Genomic DNA, 18954 nt, shown 5'->3' with positions numbered 1-18954 from the left:
GCCCAGGGTGAGCAACGCGTGCCCGACCGCCGCCCCCGCGCCGCCCGCGCCGAGCTGCACGATCCGGCGGGTGGGCGCGTCGGGCAGGCCGCGGGCGAACGATTCGGCGAACCCCGTCCAGTCCGTGTTGTGCCCGATGGCGCGCTCGCCGTCGAACACGACGGTGTTGACGGCGCCGAGCATGCGGGCGTCCGGCGACAGGTCGTCCAGGTGCGGGATGACGCTCTGCTTGCACGGGTGGGTGATGTTGAGCCCGTCGTAGCCGAAGCGGCGCGCGGTGCGTACCAGCTCTCCCACGTCGAGCCCGAGCACGTCGGTGTCGAGCAGGCGGTAGACGTAGTGCAGCCCGTGGTGGACGGCCTCCCGCTCGTGCAGCGGCGGGCTGAGCGAGGGGCCGATGCCCGAGCCGACCAGCCCGGTCAGGAACGAGGCCATCAGTTCTTCCTCTCCGGCGGATGGGACAGGTGCGTTGGACGCCTCCTAATGTACGTACTAGTGAGTTAGCTGGCTAGACGAGGGCCGGCCCCTTCCCCGGCCCCATGATCAGGCGAACGGCTGAGCCATCTGGTCCAGCACCTCTTCCGTGATCTCCCGCATCGTCCGGGTCTCGTCGTCGAGCCACTTCTGCGTCGCGATGCGCATCGCGACCAGGAAGGCGGCGGCGATCACCTCGGGACCGACGCCCCCGGCCTGCTCGCGCCCGGCCACCGCCGCGTCCAGCTCCCGCTCCAGGCGCATCCGGCTGGCCAGTTGCCTGGCCAGCAGCGAGGGGTGGCGCATGACCAGCCTCGTGCGCACCTGCCACTCCCGGTCGGGGGCGACGGTCTCGACCTCGAAGATGTCGAGCGCGCTGCGCAGCGCCCGCCACGCCGACAGCTCGGGCGGCTGCTCGCGCACCCGCCGCACCAGTTCGAGCAGGCGCTGCTCGTCGCCGTAGAGCAGCGCCTCCTCCTTGCCGTCGAAGTAGTTGGAGAACGTCCGGCGCGAGATGTTGGCGGCGTCGGCGATGGCCTCGACCGTGACGTTGTCCAGGCCGTGCTCGATCGCCAGCCGCAGCGTGGCCTCGTGCACCGCTCTGCGGGTCTCGGCCTTCTTGCGCTCGCGCAACCCCATTGTGCTGTCCATGACGCCGGCAAGCTTACCCGGCGGGAATAGATGCCCAGTGCGCAAAGTTTCCCATTGAGCATGTATGGTGCCCCGGTCCCACGTACTCATTTGGAGGTTCGCGCATGAGCGCACAGACGGCAGCGCCGTCGCCGGCGGCGGAGCCGATGGCCCACCGCCAGGTTCTGGAGGCCCTCAGCGGCCTGTTGCTCGTCCTCTTCGTCGCGATGATCAGCGGCACGGTCGTCTCGGTCGCGCTCCCCCAGATCATCGGCGCGCTCGACGGCAGCCAGTCGCAGTACACGTGGGTGGTCACGGCCTCCCTGCTGGCCTCGACCGCCTCCACCCCCATCTGGGGCAAGCTGGCCGACCTGTTCAACAAGAAGCTGCTCCTGCAGATCTCCATCGTGATCTTCATGGTCAGCTCGCTGGCCTGCGGCTTCGCCCAGAACACCGGGCAGCTCATCGCCTTCCGCGCGATCCAGGGCCTGGGCATGGGCGCCCTGCAGATCCTCACGCAGGTGATCATCGCCGCGATGATCACTCCCAAGGAGCGCGGCCGCTACAACGGCTACCTCGGCGCGGTCATGGCCGTGGCCACCGTCGGCGGCCCGCTGCTCGGCGGCCTCATCTCCGACACCTCCTGGCTGGGCTGGCGCTGGTGCTTCTTCATCGCCGTGCCGTTCACCGTCGTCGCCTTCGCGCTGCTGACCAAGACCCTGCGCGTGGCGACCGTGCGGCGCTCGGACGTGAGCATCGACTACTGGGGAGCCACCCTCATCGCCGCCGGCGTCAGCGTCCTGCTCATCTGGGTCACCTTCGTCGGCAACGAGTTCGACTGGCTGTCCTGGCAGACCGCGGCCATGGCGGGCGGCGGCGTGCTCCTGCTCGCCCTGGCCACCTGGGTCGAGTCCCGGGTCACGGAGCCGGTCGTGCCGCTGCACGTCATCAGCAGGCGCACCCCCGCGCTGGCCATCCTGGCCAGCCTGGCGGTCGGCATGGCGATGTTCGGCGGCTCGGTCTTCCTGGGCCAGTACTTCCAGATCGGGCGCGGGTACGGCCCGACCGCCGCGGGCCTGCTGACCATCCCGATGATGGCCGGCGTGCTGCTCTCCTCGACGATCAGCGGCCGGATGGTCTCCAGGAGCGGCCGGACCAAGCCGTACATCCTGGCCGGCCTGGTCGTCCTGACGCTGGGCTTCGCCGGGCTGGCCACGATCGACCACCAGACCTCGATGGTGCTGATCTCCGCGTACATGCTGGCCGTGGGCGTCGGCGTGGGCATGTCGATGCAGAACCTCGTCCTCGTCATCCAGAACACCGTCCCGCTGCGCGAGATCGGCGCGGCCAGCGGCGCGATCACCTTCTTCCGCTCGCTCGGCGGCACCGTCGGCGTGTCGGTGCTCGGCGCCGTCCTGGCCAACCGGGTGGCGTCCAACATCGCCGAGGGCCTGGCCAAGGCCGGCATCCCGGCGGGCGGGCAGGCGGCGGGCGGCAGCCTCAACCTCGCCGCGCTGCCCGAGCCGATCAAGGTGATCGTCAGGTCCGCGTACGGCGACGCCACCGGCCACATCTTCCTCATCTCGGCCGCGATCGCCGTCGTCGGCCTCGTCGCCGCGGCCTTCCTCAAGCCGGCCAAGCTCCGCGACAGCCTGGACCTGCCCGAGCCCGCCAAGGAGGAGGCCCCGGCCAACGCCTGACCTGCGACGGCAAGGATTCGCCAGTTCATGGTCAGCGGCGGGTCCCTCCGGAGTGGGGCGGGGTCCGGCGCGGTAAGAGGAGGTCGGCGAGGGATCGGGGGAGGGTCCAGTGGCGGATGTGGGCGATGGCGACGGGCCCGGTCAGGACATCGTCCGTGTGGGTCGCATCCTCGCCCAGATCGTCGCGCCGACCACCGTCATCACGTCGCTCCTGATCTACATCGGGACGCTCCGCCTCAACGCCATGTACTCGGCACTCGGGGTAAACCCCAGCATGCTGAGCTTCCCCTTCCAGGAGTACGTGATGCGCAGCATCATGGTGGCCGTCGAGCCACTGACGGTAGTCCTCCTGCTGCTCGTGGTGGCGCCCGTTGTGCACGGGGTGCTGATCCGATTCACCGTCTGGCATCGCGCCGCTCTGGGGTGGACCATCCTGGCACTTCTCACGCTCGGAGTCGTCAGCGGCGCGGTGGCCGTGGCAGCTGTAGCTGATTGGCCCAAACGCTGGGATCAGCCACTCTTCTTCAAGCCCCTCTTCGCGGGCCTTGGCGCGATCTTGGTGTTTTACGGCATTTACCTGTTCACCACGCTCCGCTCTGGCCCGGGGATTTCCTCCACCGCTCGGATCGTCCAGCGCACAGCCCTCGTGGCGCTGGCGCTGCTCCCGATGCTGTGGTACGTGAACGACCGCGCGAAGGAAAAGGGGAAGGAGGATGCCAACCAGATCTTGGAACACCCGGAAGAAATACTGATGGCCGTGGTGGTCTACGCGCCGCAGCGGTTGAATCTGGAGGAGCGTTGGGGAATCACGGAGAACGAGCTCGAGCACCCGAATGCGGAGTTCCTCTACCAGTACACCGGCCTGCGCCTCCTGATCGAGTCCAACGGGCACTACTTCTTGGTGCCCGACTGCTGGGGGACCACCCCCGGCGCCCGGGCCATCGCCCTGCCGGCCGACGGTTCGATCCGGCTCGAGACCTTGAACGTCAAGACGAAGCCGTCTTGCCCCAAGGGTCGCTGAAGGCCGCGTCAGGCCCAGCCGTAGACCGAGCGGACCGCGGCGGCGATCTCGTTGACCAGGCCCATGTTGTTGCCGTTGGCCAGGATCGCGTATCCGGCGCCGAGCTCCGGATAGCCCTTGAACACGGACTTGAAGCCGTAGTTGGAGCCGTCGTGGGTGTAGGAGAAGTTCTTCGTCCCGGAGCCGGCGATGAAGAAGCCCCGCCCCATGGTGGGCTCGGGCCCCGCGGTGAGCAGCGTGCGGACCGAGGCCCTGGTGAGCGGCCCGGCGATGTCGCCGGAGGCGGTCCACGCCTTGTTGAGGTAGGACACCAGGCGGCACAGGTCGAGGACGTTCGTGTAGAGGCCGGCGGCGGCCGACTCCGGGTAGCGGTTGCGCTTGCCGGAGATCACCGTGCCGGTGGCGGTGTGGCCGGCGGCCAGCTCGAAGCCCGGTGACAGCGCGTAGGAGCTGTTCTTCATGCCGAGCGGCCCGAACACCTCCTTGTCCATGTACGACGCCAGCGACAGCCCGCTCTTCTGCTCCACCATCCGCTGCAGCAGCACGAACCCGGCGCCGGAGTAGTGGAACTCGGCCCCCGGGGCGGTGGTGAGCTCGATCTTCGGCGAGTTGCCCTCGCCGTTCATGACCTGCAGCAGCGAGGGCACGGTCGCGCCGGGGCCGTAGCCGGCGAAGCCGCCGCCGCCGGTGTCGAAGCCGGTGCAGGCGTCGGCCGGGGAGGTGGAGCCGCGGCCGACGAGGCCGGCCCGGTGCGTGAGCACGCGGTCGATGGTCGGCACCGCCGTCGAGGTGACGCAGTCGCGGCGCGGCAGGGTCCAGCCCAGGTGGGGCCGGATGTCGCCGGTCAGGGGCAGCTTGAGCGTCTGCGCCAGGCGCATGACGCCGACCGCGGCCACGGCCTTGCTGATGGAGGCGGCCTGGAAGGCGGTCTCGGGGTGCGCGGCGGCGCCGCTGCCGGCCTCCAGCCAGCCGTACCCGGTGGACCAGGCGATCTTGTTGCCGACCACCACCGCGACGGCCACCCCGGGCGTCTTCCACGCGTTCATCCGCTGCCAGATGGTCGCGCCGCCCACCGCGTTCTCGACCTGCCGCACCCGGTCGGCGGGCAGCGCGGGCACCTTGCCGCGCGTGCTCGCCACCCAGCCGCCGGCCGCGGAGAAGGCGACGTTGTGCAGCTGCCAGCCGCCGGCGGCCAGCTCGTTCAGCTTCTTGAAGCAGGCGTCGTCGATGGCGCGCGCGTGGAACTCGTCCTGCGCCACGACCACCCATCCGCCGCTCTTGGGGAAGGCGACGCCGGTCAGGCGGCGCCCGCCCTGCGTCAGGTTGCGCATCATCTGGTAGCACTCGTCGTCGACGCCCCGGGCGTAGAAGCCCGTGGTGTCGGCCACGGCCCAGCGGTCGCCGCCGGCCGGCGGGAACGAGACGTGCACGACCTGCCGACCGGCGGTGTAGGAGTCGCTGACGCGCTGGTGGCACGCCTCGGGCAGGCCGCGCGCCGCCATCCCCTTGTCGCTCGTGATCACCCAGCGGTCGCCGCCCTCCGGCGGGAAGGCCGCGCAGTGGATCTTCGCCCCGGCCTTGACCATCTTTCCGAGCTCGGCGAAACACGCGTCGGGCACGCCGCGGGCGAAATAACGGCCGTCCTGGGTGACGATCACCCAGCCGCCGGACGGCGTGAACGCAACCGTGGTGACGCCGTACGGCGCCAGCTCCCCCATCTTGGCATGCAGCTCATCGGGAACACCCGCGTCGGCGAACGGGTAGCCCGCCGCCAGCGCCGGCCGGGCGAAGTCCACGGCGGCCAGGCCCGCGGCGCCGGTCAGGGTGAGGAAATGTCTGCGGTCCAAGGGGGAACTCCTCAGGGGGCAATGGTCACCAACTGCGTTTGAATCATGGCAGACCGCAGACACTCCTCGATTCACCCCACGGTGGGCGGGCCCTGCTCGATGCGGCGCAGTACGGGCGCGAGCCGGTCCAGGTCGGCGCCGTCGATCGGCTGGCGCTCGTCCCACCAGGTGGCGCCGGCGTCCATGAGCGGGCCGAGCAGGTCGCGGGACTGGGCGGCGTCGGCAGGGCTGACGCCGCCGACGACGAGCTCGAAGGGGCCGTCGTCCTCGCGCTGCTCACGTACGTACGCGGCCAGCTCCCGCACCTGGTCGACGGGCGGCCCGTATCCGTGCGAGCCCGGCCCGAACAGCGGGACGGCGCCGTCCCAGCGGGCGGCCCGGCGCATCGGCCTGCGGTTGGGCCAGAACCCGGCGACCCATACCGGCGGGCGGGGGCGTTGCACGGTCGGCGGCAGCAGGGTCACGTCCTCGGCCCGGAAGTGCCGCCCGTGATGGGTGACCGGCTCGCCGCTCCAGTAGCGGGCGAGCAGGTCCAGGCCCTCGTCGAGGAGCTCGGCGAGCACGACCGGGTCGGTGGGCTCGCCGAAGCTGCCGTACTCGTCCTCGATCGGCCCGCCCAGGCCCGCGCCGAAGATCACCCGGCCGCCGCTGAGCGCGTCGAGCGTGGCGACCTGGCGGGCCAGCTGCTGCGGCCGGCGCCGGGCGACCGGGGTGACCAGGGTGCCGAGCCTGATCCGGGTGGTCGCCAGCGCCGCCGCCGTCAGCAGCATCCAGGGGTCGCCGAACGCCCGCCGCCTGCTCTTGACGTGGACGACGTGATCCCAGACGAACAGCGCGTCCCAGCCCGCCTGTTCCGCGGCGACGGCCACCGAGGCGACGGTCCTGGGGTCGGCGAAGTCGCCGAAGTTCGGAATGTTGATCGAGAAGTGCATCCCGCCATGCTGCTGGCCCGCGGCGGGGGACGGCAATCGTTTTAAGGCGTGTCGGCGATGTCGTTGGCGGCCACGTACCCGAAGGTCATGGCGGGGCCGATGGTCGAGCCGGAGCCGGCGTAGCTGTGGCCCATGACGGCTCCGCTGGCGTTGCCGGCGGCGTACAGGCCGGGGATGACCGACCCGTCGGCCCGCAGCACCCGCGACCGGGCGTCGGTGCGCATCCCGCCCTTGGTGCCGAGGTCCCCCGGGACGATCTTGAACGCGTAGAAGGGCGGCAGCCACAGCGGCGCGAGGCACGGGTTCGGCTTGACCAGCGGGTCGGCGTAGTAGCGGTCGTAGGCGCTGTCGCCGCGGTGGAAGTCGAGGTCCTTGCCTGTCGCGGCGAACCCGTTGAAGCGGTCGATGGTGCCGCGCAGCGCCGCCTGCGGGACGCCGATCTTCTGGGCCAGCTGCTCGATCGTCCACGCCTTGAACGCGGCGCCGCCGGCGAACCATTCGTCGGGCAGCGGCAGCAGCGGCGCGACGTCCCGGAACAGGTACTTGTTGCGGTAGTTCTGGTCGACGATGAGCCAGGCGGGGATGTGCGGCGCGGACGCGCTGTTGCGGTCGTACATGACGTGGACGACGTCGCTGTAGGGGGCGCCCTCGTTGACGAAGCGCACGCCGTTGCCGTTGACCAGCAGGCAGCCCGGCAGGGTGCGTTCGGCCAGGCAGAAGTACGGCTGGCCGGGCAGCGGGATGGCCGGGCCCCACCAGGCGTCGTCCATCAGGTCCAGGGCGGCGCCGACCCGCTCGCCGGCCTCGATGCCGTCGCCGGTGTTCTCCTTGGCGCCGACGGTCCAGCTCGTGCCGATGGGCTGGCGCTGGAACTCCGTGCGCATGGCCGCGCTGTGCTCGAACCCGCCCGAGCCGACGATCACGCCGCGCTTGGCCTTGACCAGGCCGCCGGGCGTGACGACGCCGGTGACGCGGCCGGACTCGACCTTGAGGTCGAGCAGCGGGGTGTTCAGCAGCACCGGCACGCCGGCCGAGAGCAGCCCCGCGCGCAGGCCGGCGGCCAGGGACTGGCCCATGGTCAGCGGCTTCTCGCCGCGCAGCGCGGCCTCGGTGCCGCGCAGCAGGCACGCGGCGCTCACCTCGAGGCCCTTGGCGTTGACGGCGGCGAGCGTCAGCCACTTGTAGTCGGCGCTGTAGACCACCAGGCCCGCGGGGGTCTGGATGTACGGGCCGTTCAGGTGGGCCAGCTCGGCGCCGAGGATGTTGCCGTCGAGCTGGGCGGGCTCGATGGAGCGCCCGTTCGGCATGCCGCCGGTGAACTCCGGATAGTAGTCGGAGTAGCCCTCCATGAACCGGAAGCGCAGCGGGCTGTTGCGCATCACGAACGAGATCATCGCCGGCCCGGCCGACAGGAAGGCCCGCTGCCGCTCGATCGGCACGGTGTCGCCGACGACGCGGGCCAGGTAGGCGGCGGCCTTGGCCGGGGTGTCCTGGACTCCGGCGGCGAGGATGACCTCGTTGCACGGGATCCAGATGCCCGCGCCCGATCGGGCGGCCGAGCCGCCGAACGTCGGGGCCTTCTCCACCACGACGGTGCGCAGCCCGCGTTTGGCCGCCGTCAGCGCCGCGGTCATCCCGGCGGCTCCGGCGCCGACCACCACGACGTCGTACTCGACCTCGGCACGGGCCGGCGCGCTGCCGAGCGCGGCGCCCGCGACCATTGCGCCGCCCGCCACGGCGGCCCCGCGTAACAGGGCGCGCCGGCTCTGGCCCTGGGGGGTGAGGCTGGATTCGACCATGACGGCAAGCATGCGCTTGGTTGTTTTCACTGTCAATGCGGCCGGGTGTTGACGCCGCCGCCGAAGCCTGGTGCCATGATCGGGACGGTCCGTAGAGGAGATGCGATGCGACGATTGGCCGCCGTGCTCCTGTTCGCCGCGGCGCTCGTGGCGCCCGCGACGACGGCGTACGCCGAGACGTGCTCGACCACGCTCCCCCAGCCGAACGGCCACGGCATCACCTGCGTGCGGGTCGAGCGACATCTCCAGAACGACGGCTCCGAGCTGCGTGACGTCGTCATGACCTCGACGGCGATCTTCCAGGCGGCCGGCGGCACCCCCGCGATCGACCCGCTCGCCCACGAGATCAGCGTGCGCGTCTACCTGCCCCCGGGGTACGACCCCGCCAGGAGCACCCGCTACCGCTCCCTCTACCTCATCAACGGCGGCGGCGACGACTACGACGAGTGGACGACCAAGACCGACCTCGTGTCCCTGATCCGCACCACGCCCGGCCACCCGTACGACGGGATCGTGGTGATGCCGACCGGTGGCATGACCGGCTGGTACAGCGACTGGGCCGGGCGTACGGACGGATATTTCGCGCCGAAGTGGGAGACGTACCACATCTCGCAGCTCATCCCGTGGATCGACGCCAACTTCAACACGATCGCCAACCGGTCGGGGCGGGGCCTGGCGGGGCTGTCGATGGGCGGGTTCGGCACGCTGAAGTACGCCGCCGCGCACCCCGACGTGTTCTCCGTCATCGGCGCCTTCTCGCCGGGCATCGACCTGCGCGGCAAGCCCGCCCAGCGGACGGTCTCCGACTCGATGTGGCAGTCCGGGGCCGCGATCACCGTGCTGGACCCGGGGCCGTACCGGGTCAACAAGTACGACGGGTGGCTGCCCGTGCTCGACCAGCAGCAACAGCTCGTCTACCGGCTGGACACCCTGTTCGGGCCGCACACCACCAGCGCCTCCGGAGACCTCGACTGGCCCGCCGCCAACCCGGCGGTGCTCGTGACGGAGGGCAGGTACGCGCCCTTCAGCGGCAGGCTCGGCCTGTACGCGGGCGGCTGCCAGTCGCTGCCACGCGACCCGTCGGGCCAGTACATCCTCGGCGACGGCCATGGCCCCGCGCCCGCGGAGTGCGCCTACAGCACCACGTCCCCGGCGAACACCAACGCCCTCGCGGTGAACGAGGCCATCCTCGGCTCGTACGCGAGCGTCTTCGACCAGACCCTGACCGGCCTGGGCGTCGGCCACCGCTACTGCTACGGCACGGGCGGCCACGACTGGAACTCCTGGCCCGCGATGCTGACCGACTTCCTCCAGTACGCCTACGGCACGGCCCCGCCCCGCTGCCCCAACGCCTGACGCGCCGGACCCTCCGCCCGGTTTGAGCGCAGGCACCAGCGGCCGGTGGACGGGAGCAGGGCCATGAGCATGGCGCCGGCCGCCGCCAAGGCGGTCAGCGGGGCGATGACGAAGATGAGCACGGAGACAGGTGTCTCCAGCGTCAGCCGTCCACCTGTCAGCAGGTACTGCGCGCTGGCGCTCATGCCGTGCAGAGCCACCGCGCCGCCGGTCACCGCGATCATCCAGCGCCCGGCCGCGTGGCGCCGGAACAGCAGCAGCGCTCCCGTCGCGAGCACGGCCGCCTCCGCCACGCCCACCATCAGGTTCGCCAGCATCAACCAGACCGGCGGACCGGGGTCGATGAGGAGTGCGGCGGCCTGGAAGACCATGGCCAGCAGCCCCGGAAGGCACAGCAGCGCCAGCGTCGCCGCGGCGGTCGCGGTGCCGCCACCGGGCTCGGTCGCCGCCGCCGGGCGTTCCGCCTCGCCGGCGTCCCGCGCAGGGGGCTCCGGCGGTTCGGGGTCGCCGGGCGGGGTCAGGGTGCGGATCGCCGTGCCCCGTTCGGTGATCATGGTGGTGACGTCCGGTGGGAGCCAGTGGGTGACGGCGTCGGGCCCTTCCAGCCGGTCGAGGAGGTCATCCAGCCGGGGCCGGTCGGCCGGGGTCTTGGCCAGGCAGGCACGCAGCAGCGGCACGAGGTCGGCGGGGACGCCGCCGAGGTCGGGCTCTTCGTGGACGACCCGGTAGACGACCAGGTCGGCCCTGCCGCCGCCGAACGGCCCGGTGCCGGTGGCGGCGTAGGCGAGGACGCAGCCGAGGGAGAACACATCGCTCTCCGGGCCGATCTGGCCGGCCCGGGCCTGCTCGGGGGACATGAATCCGGGCGTGCCGATGACGCGCGTCGAGAAGTGCACGGTGTCGAGGGCCTTGGCGATGCCGAAGTCGATGACGCGCGGCCCGTCGTCGGCGAGGATCACGTTGCGGTGGGTGAGATCGCGGTGGACCAGGCCCGTCGAGTGGATCGCGGCCAGCCCCTCGGCCAGGCCCGCCCCCAGCACCCGGACCGCCGCGGGCGGCAGCGGCCCGTGCCCCGTGACGGCCTCGGCCAGGGAGGGGCCGGGGATGTAGGCGGTGGCCAGCCAGGGCGGGTCGGCATCGGCGTCGGCGTCGACCACCTCGGCGGTGTAGAAGCCGCCGACCCGGCGGGCGGCCTCGACCTCGGCGGCGAACCGGCGCCGGAACTCCGCGTCGCCGGCCAGTTCGGCGTGCACGACCTTCACCGCGACCGCCCGGCCGCCGCGGGAGCGGCCCAGGAAGACCCGGCCCATCCCGCCGCTGCCCAACTGCCCGATCAGCCGGTACGGCCCTATCCGCCGAGGGTCGCCATCCCGTACAGGATCCATCGCCCCATACTCCCGCACGAGAACATCCTCGTTCGACCTATCCCCCTGCCCTCAGCGAGGCTTTCGGAGGCGTGCGGACGGGCAGCCGGGGACGGGCAGCTCGTCGGGCGAGGGCCGCACGCCGGACAGCAGCAGGGCCAGGTAGCGGCGCGGATCGGCGTGCTCGGGGTCGCGCGGATGCACGGTCGCCAGGGCCATCACGACGATCGCCGCCAGGTCGCGCACCATCAGGTCCGCCCGCACCCGCCCCTCCCGCTGCGCTCTGGCCAGCACGGCGCCCAGCGGCCCCATGAACCGCTCGGCGATGTCGACCGTGAACGCGCCCGACTCCCGGGCCGCCCGCAACAGCCCGTGGTGGGCGGCCAGGGTGTCCACGGTGGCTGCCAGCGCCTCGGTCAGCGCGCTCCCGGCGTCGTCGGCGTCGCGCGCGGCCAGGGCGAGCGGTTCGATCTCCTCGGCGAAGTACGTCTGGAACGCGGCCCTGATCACCCCGTCCCGGTCGCCGAACCTCCGGTAGACGGTCGCGATCCCGATCCCGGCGCGCCGGGCGATCTCGTCCAGGGACAGCGCCGGACCGCTCTCACGCAGACTCGCGATCGCGGCCCGGACGATCTTGTCCGAGTTACGCAGCGCGTCGGCTCGCTGTCCCTGCTCGTGCACGATCCGTCACGTTAGCAGCCGGTCACCAGGCCACCGGGAACGAGCGCAGCCCGTACACCACGTTGAAGGCGCGGAACTCGGCCGGCTCCCCGGCCTCGCGCAGGCCTGGGAAGCGCTCGAAGAGGGCGGGGAAGGCGATCTGCATCTCCATCCTGGCCAGCGGCGCGCCCAGGCAGTGGTGCACGCCGTGGCCGAAGGCCACGTGCCCCATGTCGCCGCGGCCGATGTCGAGCCGGTCGGGGTCGGCGATGTAGGCCGGGTCGCGGTTGGCCGCGGGCAGGGCGCACACCACCAGGTCACCCGCCGCGATCGGCTGCCCGGCCAGCTCGGTGTCGGCGGTGGCGACCTTGAACGTGCCCGTGTGGACGATGCTGAGCCAGCGCAGCAGCTCCTCCACGGCGGCGTTGATCCGCTCGGGTTCGCGCCTGAGGAGCTCCAGCTGTCCGGGGTGGCGCAGCAGGGCCAGGGTGCCGATGCCGAGCATGTTGGAGGTGGTCTCGTGGCCGGCCAGCAGGAGCAGCGAGGCGATGCCGGCCAGCTCGTCGGTGCTCAGGTCGTCGCCGTGCTCGCGTACGAGCATGCCGAGCAGGTCCTCGCCCGGCTCGGTCCGGGTGCGGGCGACCAGCTCGGCCATGTAGGCGCGCGACTCGAGCTGGGCGGCGCCCCGCTCCTGGATGGGCAGCGAGACGTCGAGCATCTTCCCCGTACGCTGCTGGAAGTCGCCCCGGTCGGCGTACGGGACGCCGAGCAGCTCGCAGATCACCAGGGACGGGACCGGCAGGGCGAAGGCCGAGACCAGGTCGGCGGGCGGCCCGGCGGCCTCCATGGCGTCCAGGTGCTCGGTGACGATGTCCCGGATGCGCGGCTCCAGGCGGCGCATCCGGCGCATGGTGAACTCGGGCGTCAGCATCCGGCGCAGCCGGGTGTGCTCGGGAGGGTCGAAGGCGAGCAGGTTGCCCGCCCGGAACCGCTCGATCTCCTCGGGGCTCGCCTTCGGCATGCCGGGGGCCCTGAAGACGTTGCGCTGGGCGTTGCTGAAGCGCCCGGAGTCCCCGAGCACCTCCCTGACGTCGGAGAAGCGGCTGACCATCCAGACGTCGAGGCCGAACGGGGACTTCTCCCGCCGGACGCCGTCCTTGTCGCGTGCCACCGCGACCTCGGGATCCGGGTCGAACGCGTTCCGGCGCATGTACAGGGGCAGGGTTACAGGCTCGCTCATGCCAGCTCCTCGGGGGATCGACCGTGGCCTGAAAACGATAGAAGTCTATTGCTTTCGGGCCCGGAGCGAGCGGAGCCGGTCAGCGGGTCGAGCCGGTCCGGGTGTTGTGGTCGCGTCCAGCTCACCCAGGGCCTCGTATCAGCGGGTGAGCAGCTCCCGCAGGGCCTTGGCGATCTCGGCGGGCGCCTCCTCGGCCATGAAGTGGCCGTGGCCGACGGTGTCGTGCCGCAGCCGCGGCGCCCACGCCCGCCACAGCGCCGCCGCGTCGTAGCCGAGGGCGGCGCCCCAGTCCTGCTGCAGCACCGTCACCGGCATCTCCAGGCGCCTGCCCGCCTCCCGGTCGGCCCGGTCGTGCTCGGCGTCGATGCCGGCCGAGGCGCGGTAGTCGGCGACGATCGAGGGGATCGCCTCGCGGCAGGCCTCCAGGTACGCGGCACGTACCTCGGCGGGGATCGCCTGCGCGTCGCCCGTCCAGGCGTCGAGGAAGTGGCCGAAGAACACGTCCGGGCAGGCCGCGATCATCGCCTCCGGCAGCCCGGGCGGCTGGGCCATCAGGTAGAGGTGGAAGCCGACCGTCGCCGACGCCCCGCGCATCACGTCCCACATGTCCACGGTCGGCAGCACGTCCAGGCAGGCCAGGTGGGTGATCGCCGCCGGGTGGTCGAGCCCGGCGCGGAAGGCCACCAGGGCTCCGCGATCGTGCCCGGCCAGGGCGAACCGCTCGTGCCCGAACGCCCGGGCCAGCGCCACGACGTCGGCGGCCATGGTCCGCTTGGCATAGGTGCCGGGTCCGGTCTCGGCGGGTTTGTCGCTGGCGCCGTAACCACGGAGGTCGGGGCAGATGACCGTGTGGTCGGCGGCCAGGTCGGCGGCGACGTGCCGCCACATGAGGTGCGTCTGCGGGAAGCCGTGCAGCAGCACGATCGGGCTGCCCTCCCCCGCGACGGCCGCGCTGAGCGACACGCCGTCGGCGACGGGGACGCGGTGATAGGTGAAGCCTTCGATGACCACGATGGCCCTCTCTTTCGGTCAGTTCGTTCCGGTGGGAGAGGGATCCAGCGTGCCGGGCGTGAATGAGCATCCGATCAGCGCGCTACCGTGACCTGAGGCCGGCTGACCCTGCGTGGAGTGGGGCTACCGGTGTGCCAGGCTTGCCATCGGGCTGCGGCGCCTGAGGCCGGCGGCACCCGAGACCGGCGGCGGGCACGGCCAGTGGCAGGCACGGCCGGGCCCCGCTCAGGCGCCTGCCTGCCCGCCTGCTCGGCACCGAGGCGCAAAAGGACGCCCGCCACCAGCGGGGGCGCTGGTGGCGGCCGACGGGTCGGTCGGCCGGCATGACCGGTAGAAGGGGGTGACGGGGGCAGTGCAGGTGACGTTCGGCGTGCTGGGGCCGGTGGCCGCCTGGGACGGGGCAGGGGACCCGATCGCCTTGAAGGGGCCGCGCCATCGCGCGGTGCTGGCCCGGCTCATCGTCGCCCGGCGGCGCGTCGTACCGGTCGCCCACCTGGTGACGGACCTGTGGGAGGACCCGCCGCCGGACGCGGTCGGCGCGCTGCGTACATTCGTGGCGGCGCTGCGCCGGGCGCTGGAGCCGCAGCGCCCGCCCAGGTCCCCGGCCCGGCTGCTGGTCACCGAAGGGCCGGGGTACGCGTTGCGCGCGGAACCGGACGCGGTGGACGCCTGGCGCTTCGAACGGGCGGTGACCGCCTCCGGGTCGCCCGCGGACGTGCTCCCCCGCGTCGAGGAGGCGCTGGGATGGTGGCGCGGGCCCGCCTACGCCGACTTCTCCGACGAGCCCTGGGCCCGTGCCGAACGCTCCCGCCTGACGGAGCTGCGGCTGCACGCCGTCGAACGCCAGGCCGAGGCCCGCCTGGACCTGGGACTGGCCGGGGAGGCGGTCCCCGACCTGGACGCCCACGTCGCCGAACATCCCTGGCGGGAGGAGGGCTGGCGGCTGCTGGCTCTGGCGCTGTACCGTACCGGCCGCCAGGGCGACGCGCTCGCGGTGCTGCGCCGGGCGCGGGAGCTGCTGGTCGAGCACCTGGGCGTGGACCCCGGTCCCGGGTTGAGCCGCCTGGAGGCGGACATCCTCCACCACGCCCCTCACCTCGCCCCCGGCCGTCAGGGCCCGGCGGACACGGTGTGGGCACGGGCTGCCGCCGCCTACGACCGCAGCGTGCCGTCGGGTGCGCGCGCCCGGCTGGAGTCGACGGTGGGGCTGATGCGCGACCTCGCGGTGACGGGTGGCGGCGGCCTGCGAGCGGCCCGCGAACACCGGGTGGCGGCCATCGCGGCGGCCGAGGAACTGGGGGACGTGGAGCTGACGGCCCGCGTCATCGGCGCCTACGACGTACCCGCGATCTGGACCCGCCTCGACGACCCCGACCAGGCAAGCCACGTGATCGCAGCCGCCGAACGCACCCTCGCCACCCTCCCACCGAGCACCCCGAGCCCGGCCGCCACCCTCCCACCGGACACGACCGCTACCCCAGCGGGGATGACCGCTGTCCCAGCGGGCACAGGGCCGCTCCCGGAGCATGCGACCGCGGCCTCAGAGAGCCGCGCCGCTGCCGCCCCCGCTGACGGGACGCGTTCCCCGCTGGGGGCCCGTGACGCGGTGCGAGCCCGACTGCTGGCCACGATCGCCCTGGAGTCCCGCGGCACGAACGCGGCACGAGGCCCCATCGCCGCCCGTGAGGCGGAGGTGCTCGCCCGCCGCCTGGACGACCCGGGCCTGCTGGCGTTCGCGCTCAACGGCGTCTTCATGCAGACGTTCCACCGTACGGGCCTGGCGCCCGACCGGGACGCCATCGGCGCCGAGCTGATCGCGCTGTCGGCCCGGCACGGCCTGGTCACCTACGAGGTCCTGGGCCACCTCATCCGCCTCCAAGCCCGCAGCGCGCTCGCGGACTTCCCCGGAGCCGACACCCACGCGACCGCCGCCGATCACCTGGCCGCGCAGCACGAGCTGCCGCTGGTGGGCGTGTTCACCCAGTGGTATCGAGCGCTGCGCCTCGACGCGACCGGCCAGGCCCCGCCGCAGAAGGTCGAGGCGGCCTACCGATCCGCCGCCGCCCGCCTGGACGGCGCCGGCATGCCCGGCCTGGAACACGGTCTCCTGCCGCTCGCCCTTCTGTGCCTGCGCCTGCGGCACACCTCACCCACCTCGGCCGACGACGGCGCCGACTTCGGCCCCTACGATCCGTGGACGCGCCCGCTGGTCCTCCTCAGGCTCGGACACCGCCACGAGGCTGCGGCGAAGCTGCGTGACGTACCCGACCCACCGCGCGACCTGCTCTTGGAGGCCATGTGGTGCCTGGTCGCACGGGCCGCCGCGGCCGTCGGCGACAGGGAGACCATGGCGCGCGCCCGCACCGCACTCGCACCCGCGGCGGCGGAGCTGGCCGGAGCGGGCAGCGGCCTCCTCACCCTGGGCCCGGTCTCCCACCACCTCGATCTCCTCCGCTGAGTGCTCCCCAAGCCCTCAGGCCTCGGCGGGAGCGTCGTAGACCAGGGTGTACCGCCAGAACAGGCGACGCCGGACCCGGGCGCCGGGCAACTCCTGCGCGGCCGCGGCCCTGATGTCGGCCAGGGTCTCCTGCGCCTCGGCGGTGGGCGCCGTCATGTGCGGGGGCGGCGCGTCGGCGCGGGCAGGATGCTTGACCAGCCCCATGATCGGGTTGGCGACCATGGCAGGCAGGGCCGCGAGCAGATCGGCGGGCCCCGCCTCGCGGTAACAGCCGACGACCACGAGGCGACCGCCCGGGGCGAGACAGCCGCGCAGTTCCCGCAGCGTGGGCACCAGCGGGAGATGGTGCAGGACGGCGACGAGGGTGACGGCGTCCCAGCGCCGCTGCGGGTCACGCCCGGCGAAGTCGCTCTGGACGATGGTGACCGCGGGGTCGTCGGCGAAGCGCTCCGCCGCGGCCCCGGCGGTCGCGGGGTCGGGTTCGAGCCCGGTGACGGTGGCGGCGCGGCGGCGGAGCAGGGCGACGAGGTTGCCCGTGCCGCACCCGACGTCAAGGACGTGGCCGGCCCCGGACGCGGCCACCTGGCCGACGACCCAGCCGCCGTAGTGGTCGTTGTGGCTCCACGGGTGCCGCTTGTTGAAACGGTCGAGGTGAGACAGCAGCGCCATGACGACCAACCCTAGCGATCGTCATTCACGGTCGCGGCCCCGTTGCACCGCCACCCGGCGAAGCCATGCGGGTGTGCTGCCGTTACGCCGCGCTCTCCGACGGATGATCACGATCGCACGAAAATCGATCGAGACCCGCCGGCGAGTGCGCTAGCGTCTTACCTCGCTGGTCCCTCACATCCGTTGGGTCTGGTGCGAGTACGGGTCGAACTGCATCGGTTATCTCTTTCTGCAAAAAAGATCACATGGCCGGAGCCCCATATCCGTGCCTCCGGCAAAGCTGACGATCAGGGGAGGGCGGGTCGAAGTCGTTCGGTTATCTCCGGCACCGGCGGTCGCAGGGTTCAAGTCCCCGCTGCGCGCCTTTTGGCGCGCAAAGCTCAGCGGTAGAGCTCCGGTCATGATCCGGTCGGCACCCCCATATCCGCCCTCCTCTCCGATCGCGTTCTCGAGCCTCCCGGAGAGCGGCCTGCACCCCGTACAGGACCATTGACAGCCGGCCGCCCCGGGCAGACAGTGGGAGCGAGCGCCGTCCCCGGCGAGACGACACCGCGGGCGGCGGCGACCACGACGGCCGTGCCCATCCGCACGACCGAGGCGGTGACCTGGTCGGGCGGGTAACAGGTTGCGTCGGCGACCTCGCCCGAGCAATGCTGATCCGGCCTGTGCCCCCGATCCTGTGGTGGGGAATATGGACGTGATCAGCACCGCCGAGATCCCGGCGGAAGAGCGGTTCGCCTACTGGCGGGAGATGAACTCGAAGCTCCACGTGCCCTACGACTTACGCTGCGACCCGCGGATGGAGAGCGGATTCCGGGCGCACGTCGGTTTCAGCGAGTTCGGCCCGGTGCAGGCGACGCTGGCGACCGTAGTGCCGCATTCGGCCCACCGCACACCCAGGCTCATCCGGCGGGCCGACCCTGAATTGTTCGAGCTGGCCTGCACCGTCAGCGGCGGCAGCACGGTGACGCAGAACGGCCGGCGCACGGATCTCGGCCCGGGGGATCTGGTCCTGGTCGACACCTCGCGTCCCTACCAGGTCGAGCATGCGGCGCATATTCCGGTGAGCCGGGTGATGATCCTGCACTTCCACCGCTCGCTGCTGCCGTTGCCCTCCCAGGACCTGCGGCGCCTCAGTGCCATGCGCATCCCCGGCACCCAGGCCATCGGTGCGCTGTCGTCACAGTTCCTGCTGCAACTCGCCCGGCACATGCCCGACCTCAGTCCGGTGGAGACCTCCCGGCTGTCCACCCTCACCCTCGATGTGCTGACCCTGGTGCTGGCGAACGTGCTCGACGCCGAGAACGGGGTGCCACCCCACAACCGGCGGCGCGCGATGATGGCCCAGATCCACGCCTTCATCCGGGACCACCTTGGCGACCCCCATCTGAACCCGGACGCGATCGCCGCCGCCCACCACATTTCCCTGCGCTACCTGCACAAACTGTTCCAGCAGGAGGGACACACGGTCGCCGGCTGGATCCGTGAACGCCGCCTGGAACAATGCCGGCGCGATCTCGCCGACCCCCAGCTGGCCACCCGCCCGATCAACGCGATCGCAGCCCGATGGGGATTCACCAACGCCGCGCATTTCAGCCAGGCCTTCCGCAACGCCTACGGCCTGCCGCCACGCCAATTCCGCGAGCAGTCCGCGACAGTGCATTCAGACTGAAGATGCCCGTAACGACAGGCCCGGCCACCGCCCGCACCCCTTGAGGCTTCGAAAGATGGGCGGTCACGAACCTCCGCCCCGACGGCCGTTTGCCCGGCGGGGTGCGGTGACCCCACCGGGC

At 72.0% G+C, this 18954-nt stretch carries 14 protein-coding genes and 1 pseudogene; 5 read left to right on the top strand and 10 right to left on the bottom strand.

Annotated features, from left to right (window positions below; genetic code table 11):
- Both ACWEPL_RS60770 and ACWEPL_RS60765 read right to left on the bottom strand, forming a co-directional pair.
- Positions 1-435: pseudogene (locus ACWEPL_RS60770) on the bottom strand (shikimate dehydrogenase); the annotation flags it as partial.
- Positions 436-543: 108 nt separating this feature from the next.
- The gene (locus ACWEPL_RS60765) at positions 544-1125 is read right to left on the bottom strand and encodes a TetR/AcrR family transcriptional regulator (RefSeq protein WP_350734384.1); all 582 of its coding nucleotides are present in this window, start codon (positions 1123-1125) and stop codon (positions 544-546) included.
- Between the two features lie 146 nt (positions 1126-1271).
- On the opposite strand from ACWEPL_RS60765, the gene ACWEPL_RS60760 reads away from it, so the two are divergent.
- Together ACWEPL_RS60760 and ACWEPL_RS60755 are read left to right on the top strand one after the other, a co-directional pair.
- Positions 1272-2804, top strand: coding sequence for an MDR family MFS transporter (locus tag ACWEPL_RS60760; protein ID WP_363969037.1), 1533 nt, complete (start codon positions 1272-1274; stop codon positions 2802-2804).
- A 109-nt stretch (positions 2805-2913) separates the two neighbouring features.
- On the top strand, positions 2914-3825 hold the full coding sequence (locus tag ACWEPL_RS60755) for a hypothetical protein (RefSeq protein WP_452442106.1): 912 nt from the start codon (positions 2914-2916) through the stop codon (positions 3823-3825).
- 8 nt (positions 3826-3833) lie between these two features.
- Here the strand turns inward: ACWEPL_RS60755 and ACWEPL_RS60750 are convergent, their stop codons facing one another.
- The 3 genes from ACWEPL_RS60750 to kstD all read right to left on the bottom strand — a co-directional run bounded on the left by ACWEPL_RS60750 (position 3834) and on the right by kstD (position 8403).
- Positions 3834-5672: a serine hydrolase domain-containing protein gene (locus tag ACWEPL_RS60750; protein ID WP_452442105.1), complete on the bottom strand. Its 1839-nt coding sequence runs from the start codon at positions 5670-5672 to the stop codon at positions 3834-3836.
- 71 nt (positions 5673-5743) lie between these two features.
- Positions 5744-6604: an LLM class flavin-dependent oxidoreductase gene (locus tag ACWEPL_RS60745; RefSeq protein ID WP_452442104.1), complete on the bottom strand. Its 861-nt coding sequence runs from the start codon at positions 6602-6604 to the stop codon at positions 5744-5746.
- 41 nt (positions 6605-6645) lie between these two features.
- Positions 6646-8403, bottom strand: a complete 1758-nt coding sequence (gene kstD / locus ACWEPL_RS60740; protein WP_350734378.1) for a 3-oxosteroid 1-dehydrogenase — start codon at positions 8401-8403, stop codon at positions 6646-6648.
- A gap of 105 nt (positions 8404-8508) precedes the next feature.
- Between kstD and ACWEPL_RS60735 the strand changes: the two genes are divergently transcribed.
- A complete protein-coding gene (locus tag ACWEPL_RS60735; RefSeq protein WP_452442103.1) occupies positions 8509-9759 on the top strand; it encodes an alpha/beta hydrolase in 1251 nt (416 codons plus the stop codon).
- On the opposite strand, the gene ACWEPL_RS60730 is transcribed toward ACWEPL_RS60735, so the two are convergent.
- The 4 genes from ACWEPL_RS60730 to ACWEPL_RS60715 all read right to left on the bottom strand — a co-directional run bounded on the left by ACWEPL_RS60730 (position 9723) and on the right by ACWEPL_RS60715 (position 14034).
- Positions 9723-11144: a serine/threonine-protein kinase gene (locus ACWEPL_RS60730; RefSeq protein WP_452442102.1), complete on the bottom strand. Its 1422-nt coding sequence runs from the start codon at positions 11142-11144 to the stop codon at positions 9723-9725. The genes ACWEPL_RS60735 and ACWEPL_RS60730 overlap by 37 nt on opposite strands.
- Positions 11145-11195: 51 nt before the next feature.
- Positions 11196-11804 (bottom strand): TetR/AcrR family transcriptional regulator, encoded by a 609-nt coding sequence (locus ACWEPL_RS60725; protein WP_363968546.1) that lies wholly within the window; start codon positions 11802-11804, stop codon positions 11196-11198.
- A gap of 22 nt (positions 11805-11826) precedes the next feature.
- Positions 11827-13023, bottom strand: coding sequence for a cytochrome P450 (locus tag ACWEPL_RS60720; RefSeq protein WP_452442101.1), 1197 nt, complete (start codon positions 13021-13023; stop codon positions 11827-11829).
- Between the two features lie 138 nt (positions 13024-13161).
- A complete protein-coding gene (locus tag ACWEPL_RS60715; RefSeq protein WP_452442100.1) occupies positions 13162-14034 on the bottom strand; it encodes an alpha/beta fold hydrolase in 873 nt (290 codons plus the stop codon).
- Between the two features lie 352 nt (positions 14035-14386).
- Between ACWEPL_RS60715 and ACWEPL_RS60710 the strand changes: the two genes are divergently transcribed.
- Positions 14387-16492 (top strand): BTAD domain-containing putative transcriptional regulator, encoded by a 2106-nt coding sequence (locus ACWEPL_RS60710; protein WP_452442107.1) that lies wholly within the window; start codon positions 14387-14389, stop codon positions 16490-16492.
- Between the two features lie 15 nt (positions 16493-16507).
- Here the strand turns inward: ACWEPL_RS60710 and ACWEPL_RS60705 are convergent, their stop codons facing one another.
- The gene (locus ACWEPL_RS60705) at positions 16508-17161 is read right to left on the bottom strand and encodes a class I SAM-dependent methyltransferase (protein ID WP_452442099.1); all 654 of its coding nucleotides are present in this window, start codon (positions 17159-17161) and stop codon (positions 16508-16510) included.
- A 691-nt stretch (positions 17162-17852) separates the two neighbouring features.
- Between ACWEPL_RS60705 and ACWEPL_RS60700 the strand changes: the two genes are divergently transcribed.
- Positions 17853-18833, top strand: a complete 981-nt coding sequence (locus ACWEPL_RS60700; RefSeq protein WP_452442098.1) for an AraC-like ligand-binding domain-containing protein — start codon at positions 17853-17855, stop codon at positions 18831-18833.
- Positions 18834-18954 lie beyond the last annotated feature (121 nt).

This window comes from Nonomuraea sp. NPDC004186, from assembly GCF_053603495.1.
This window is presented reverse-complemented; position numbering and strand designations above follow the sequence as displayed.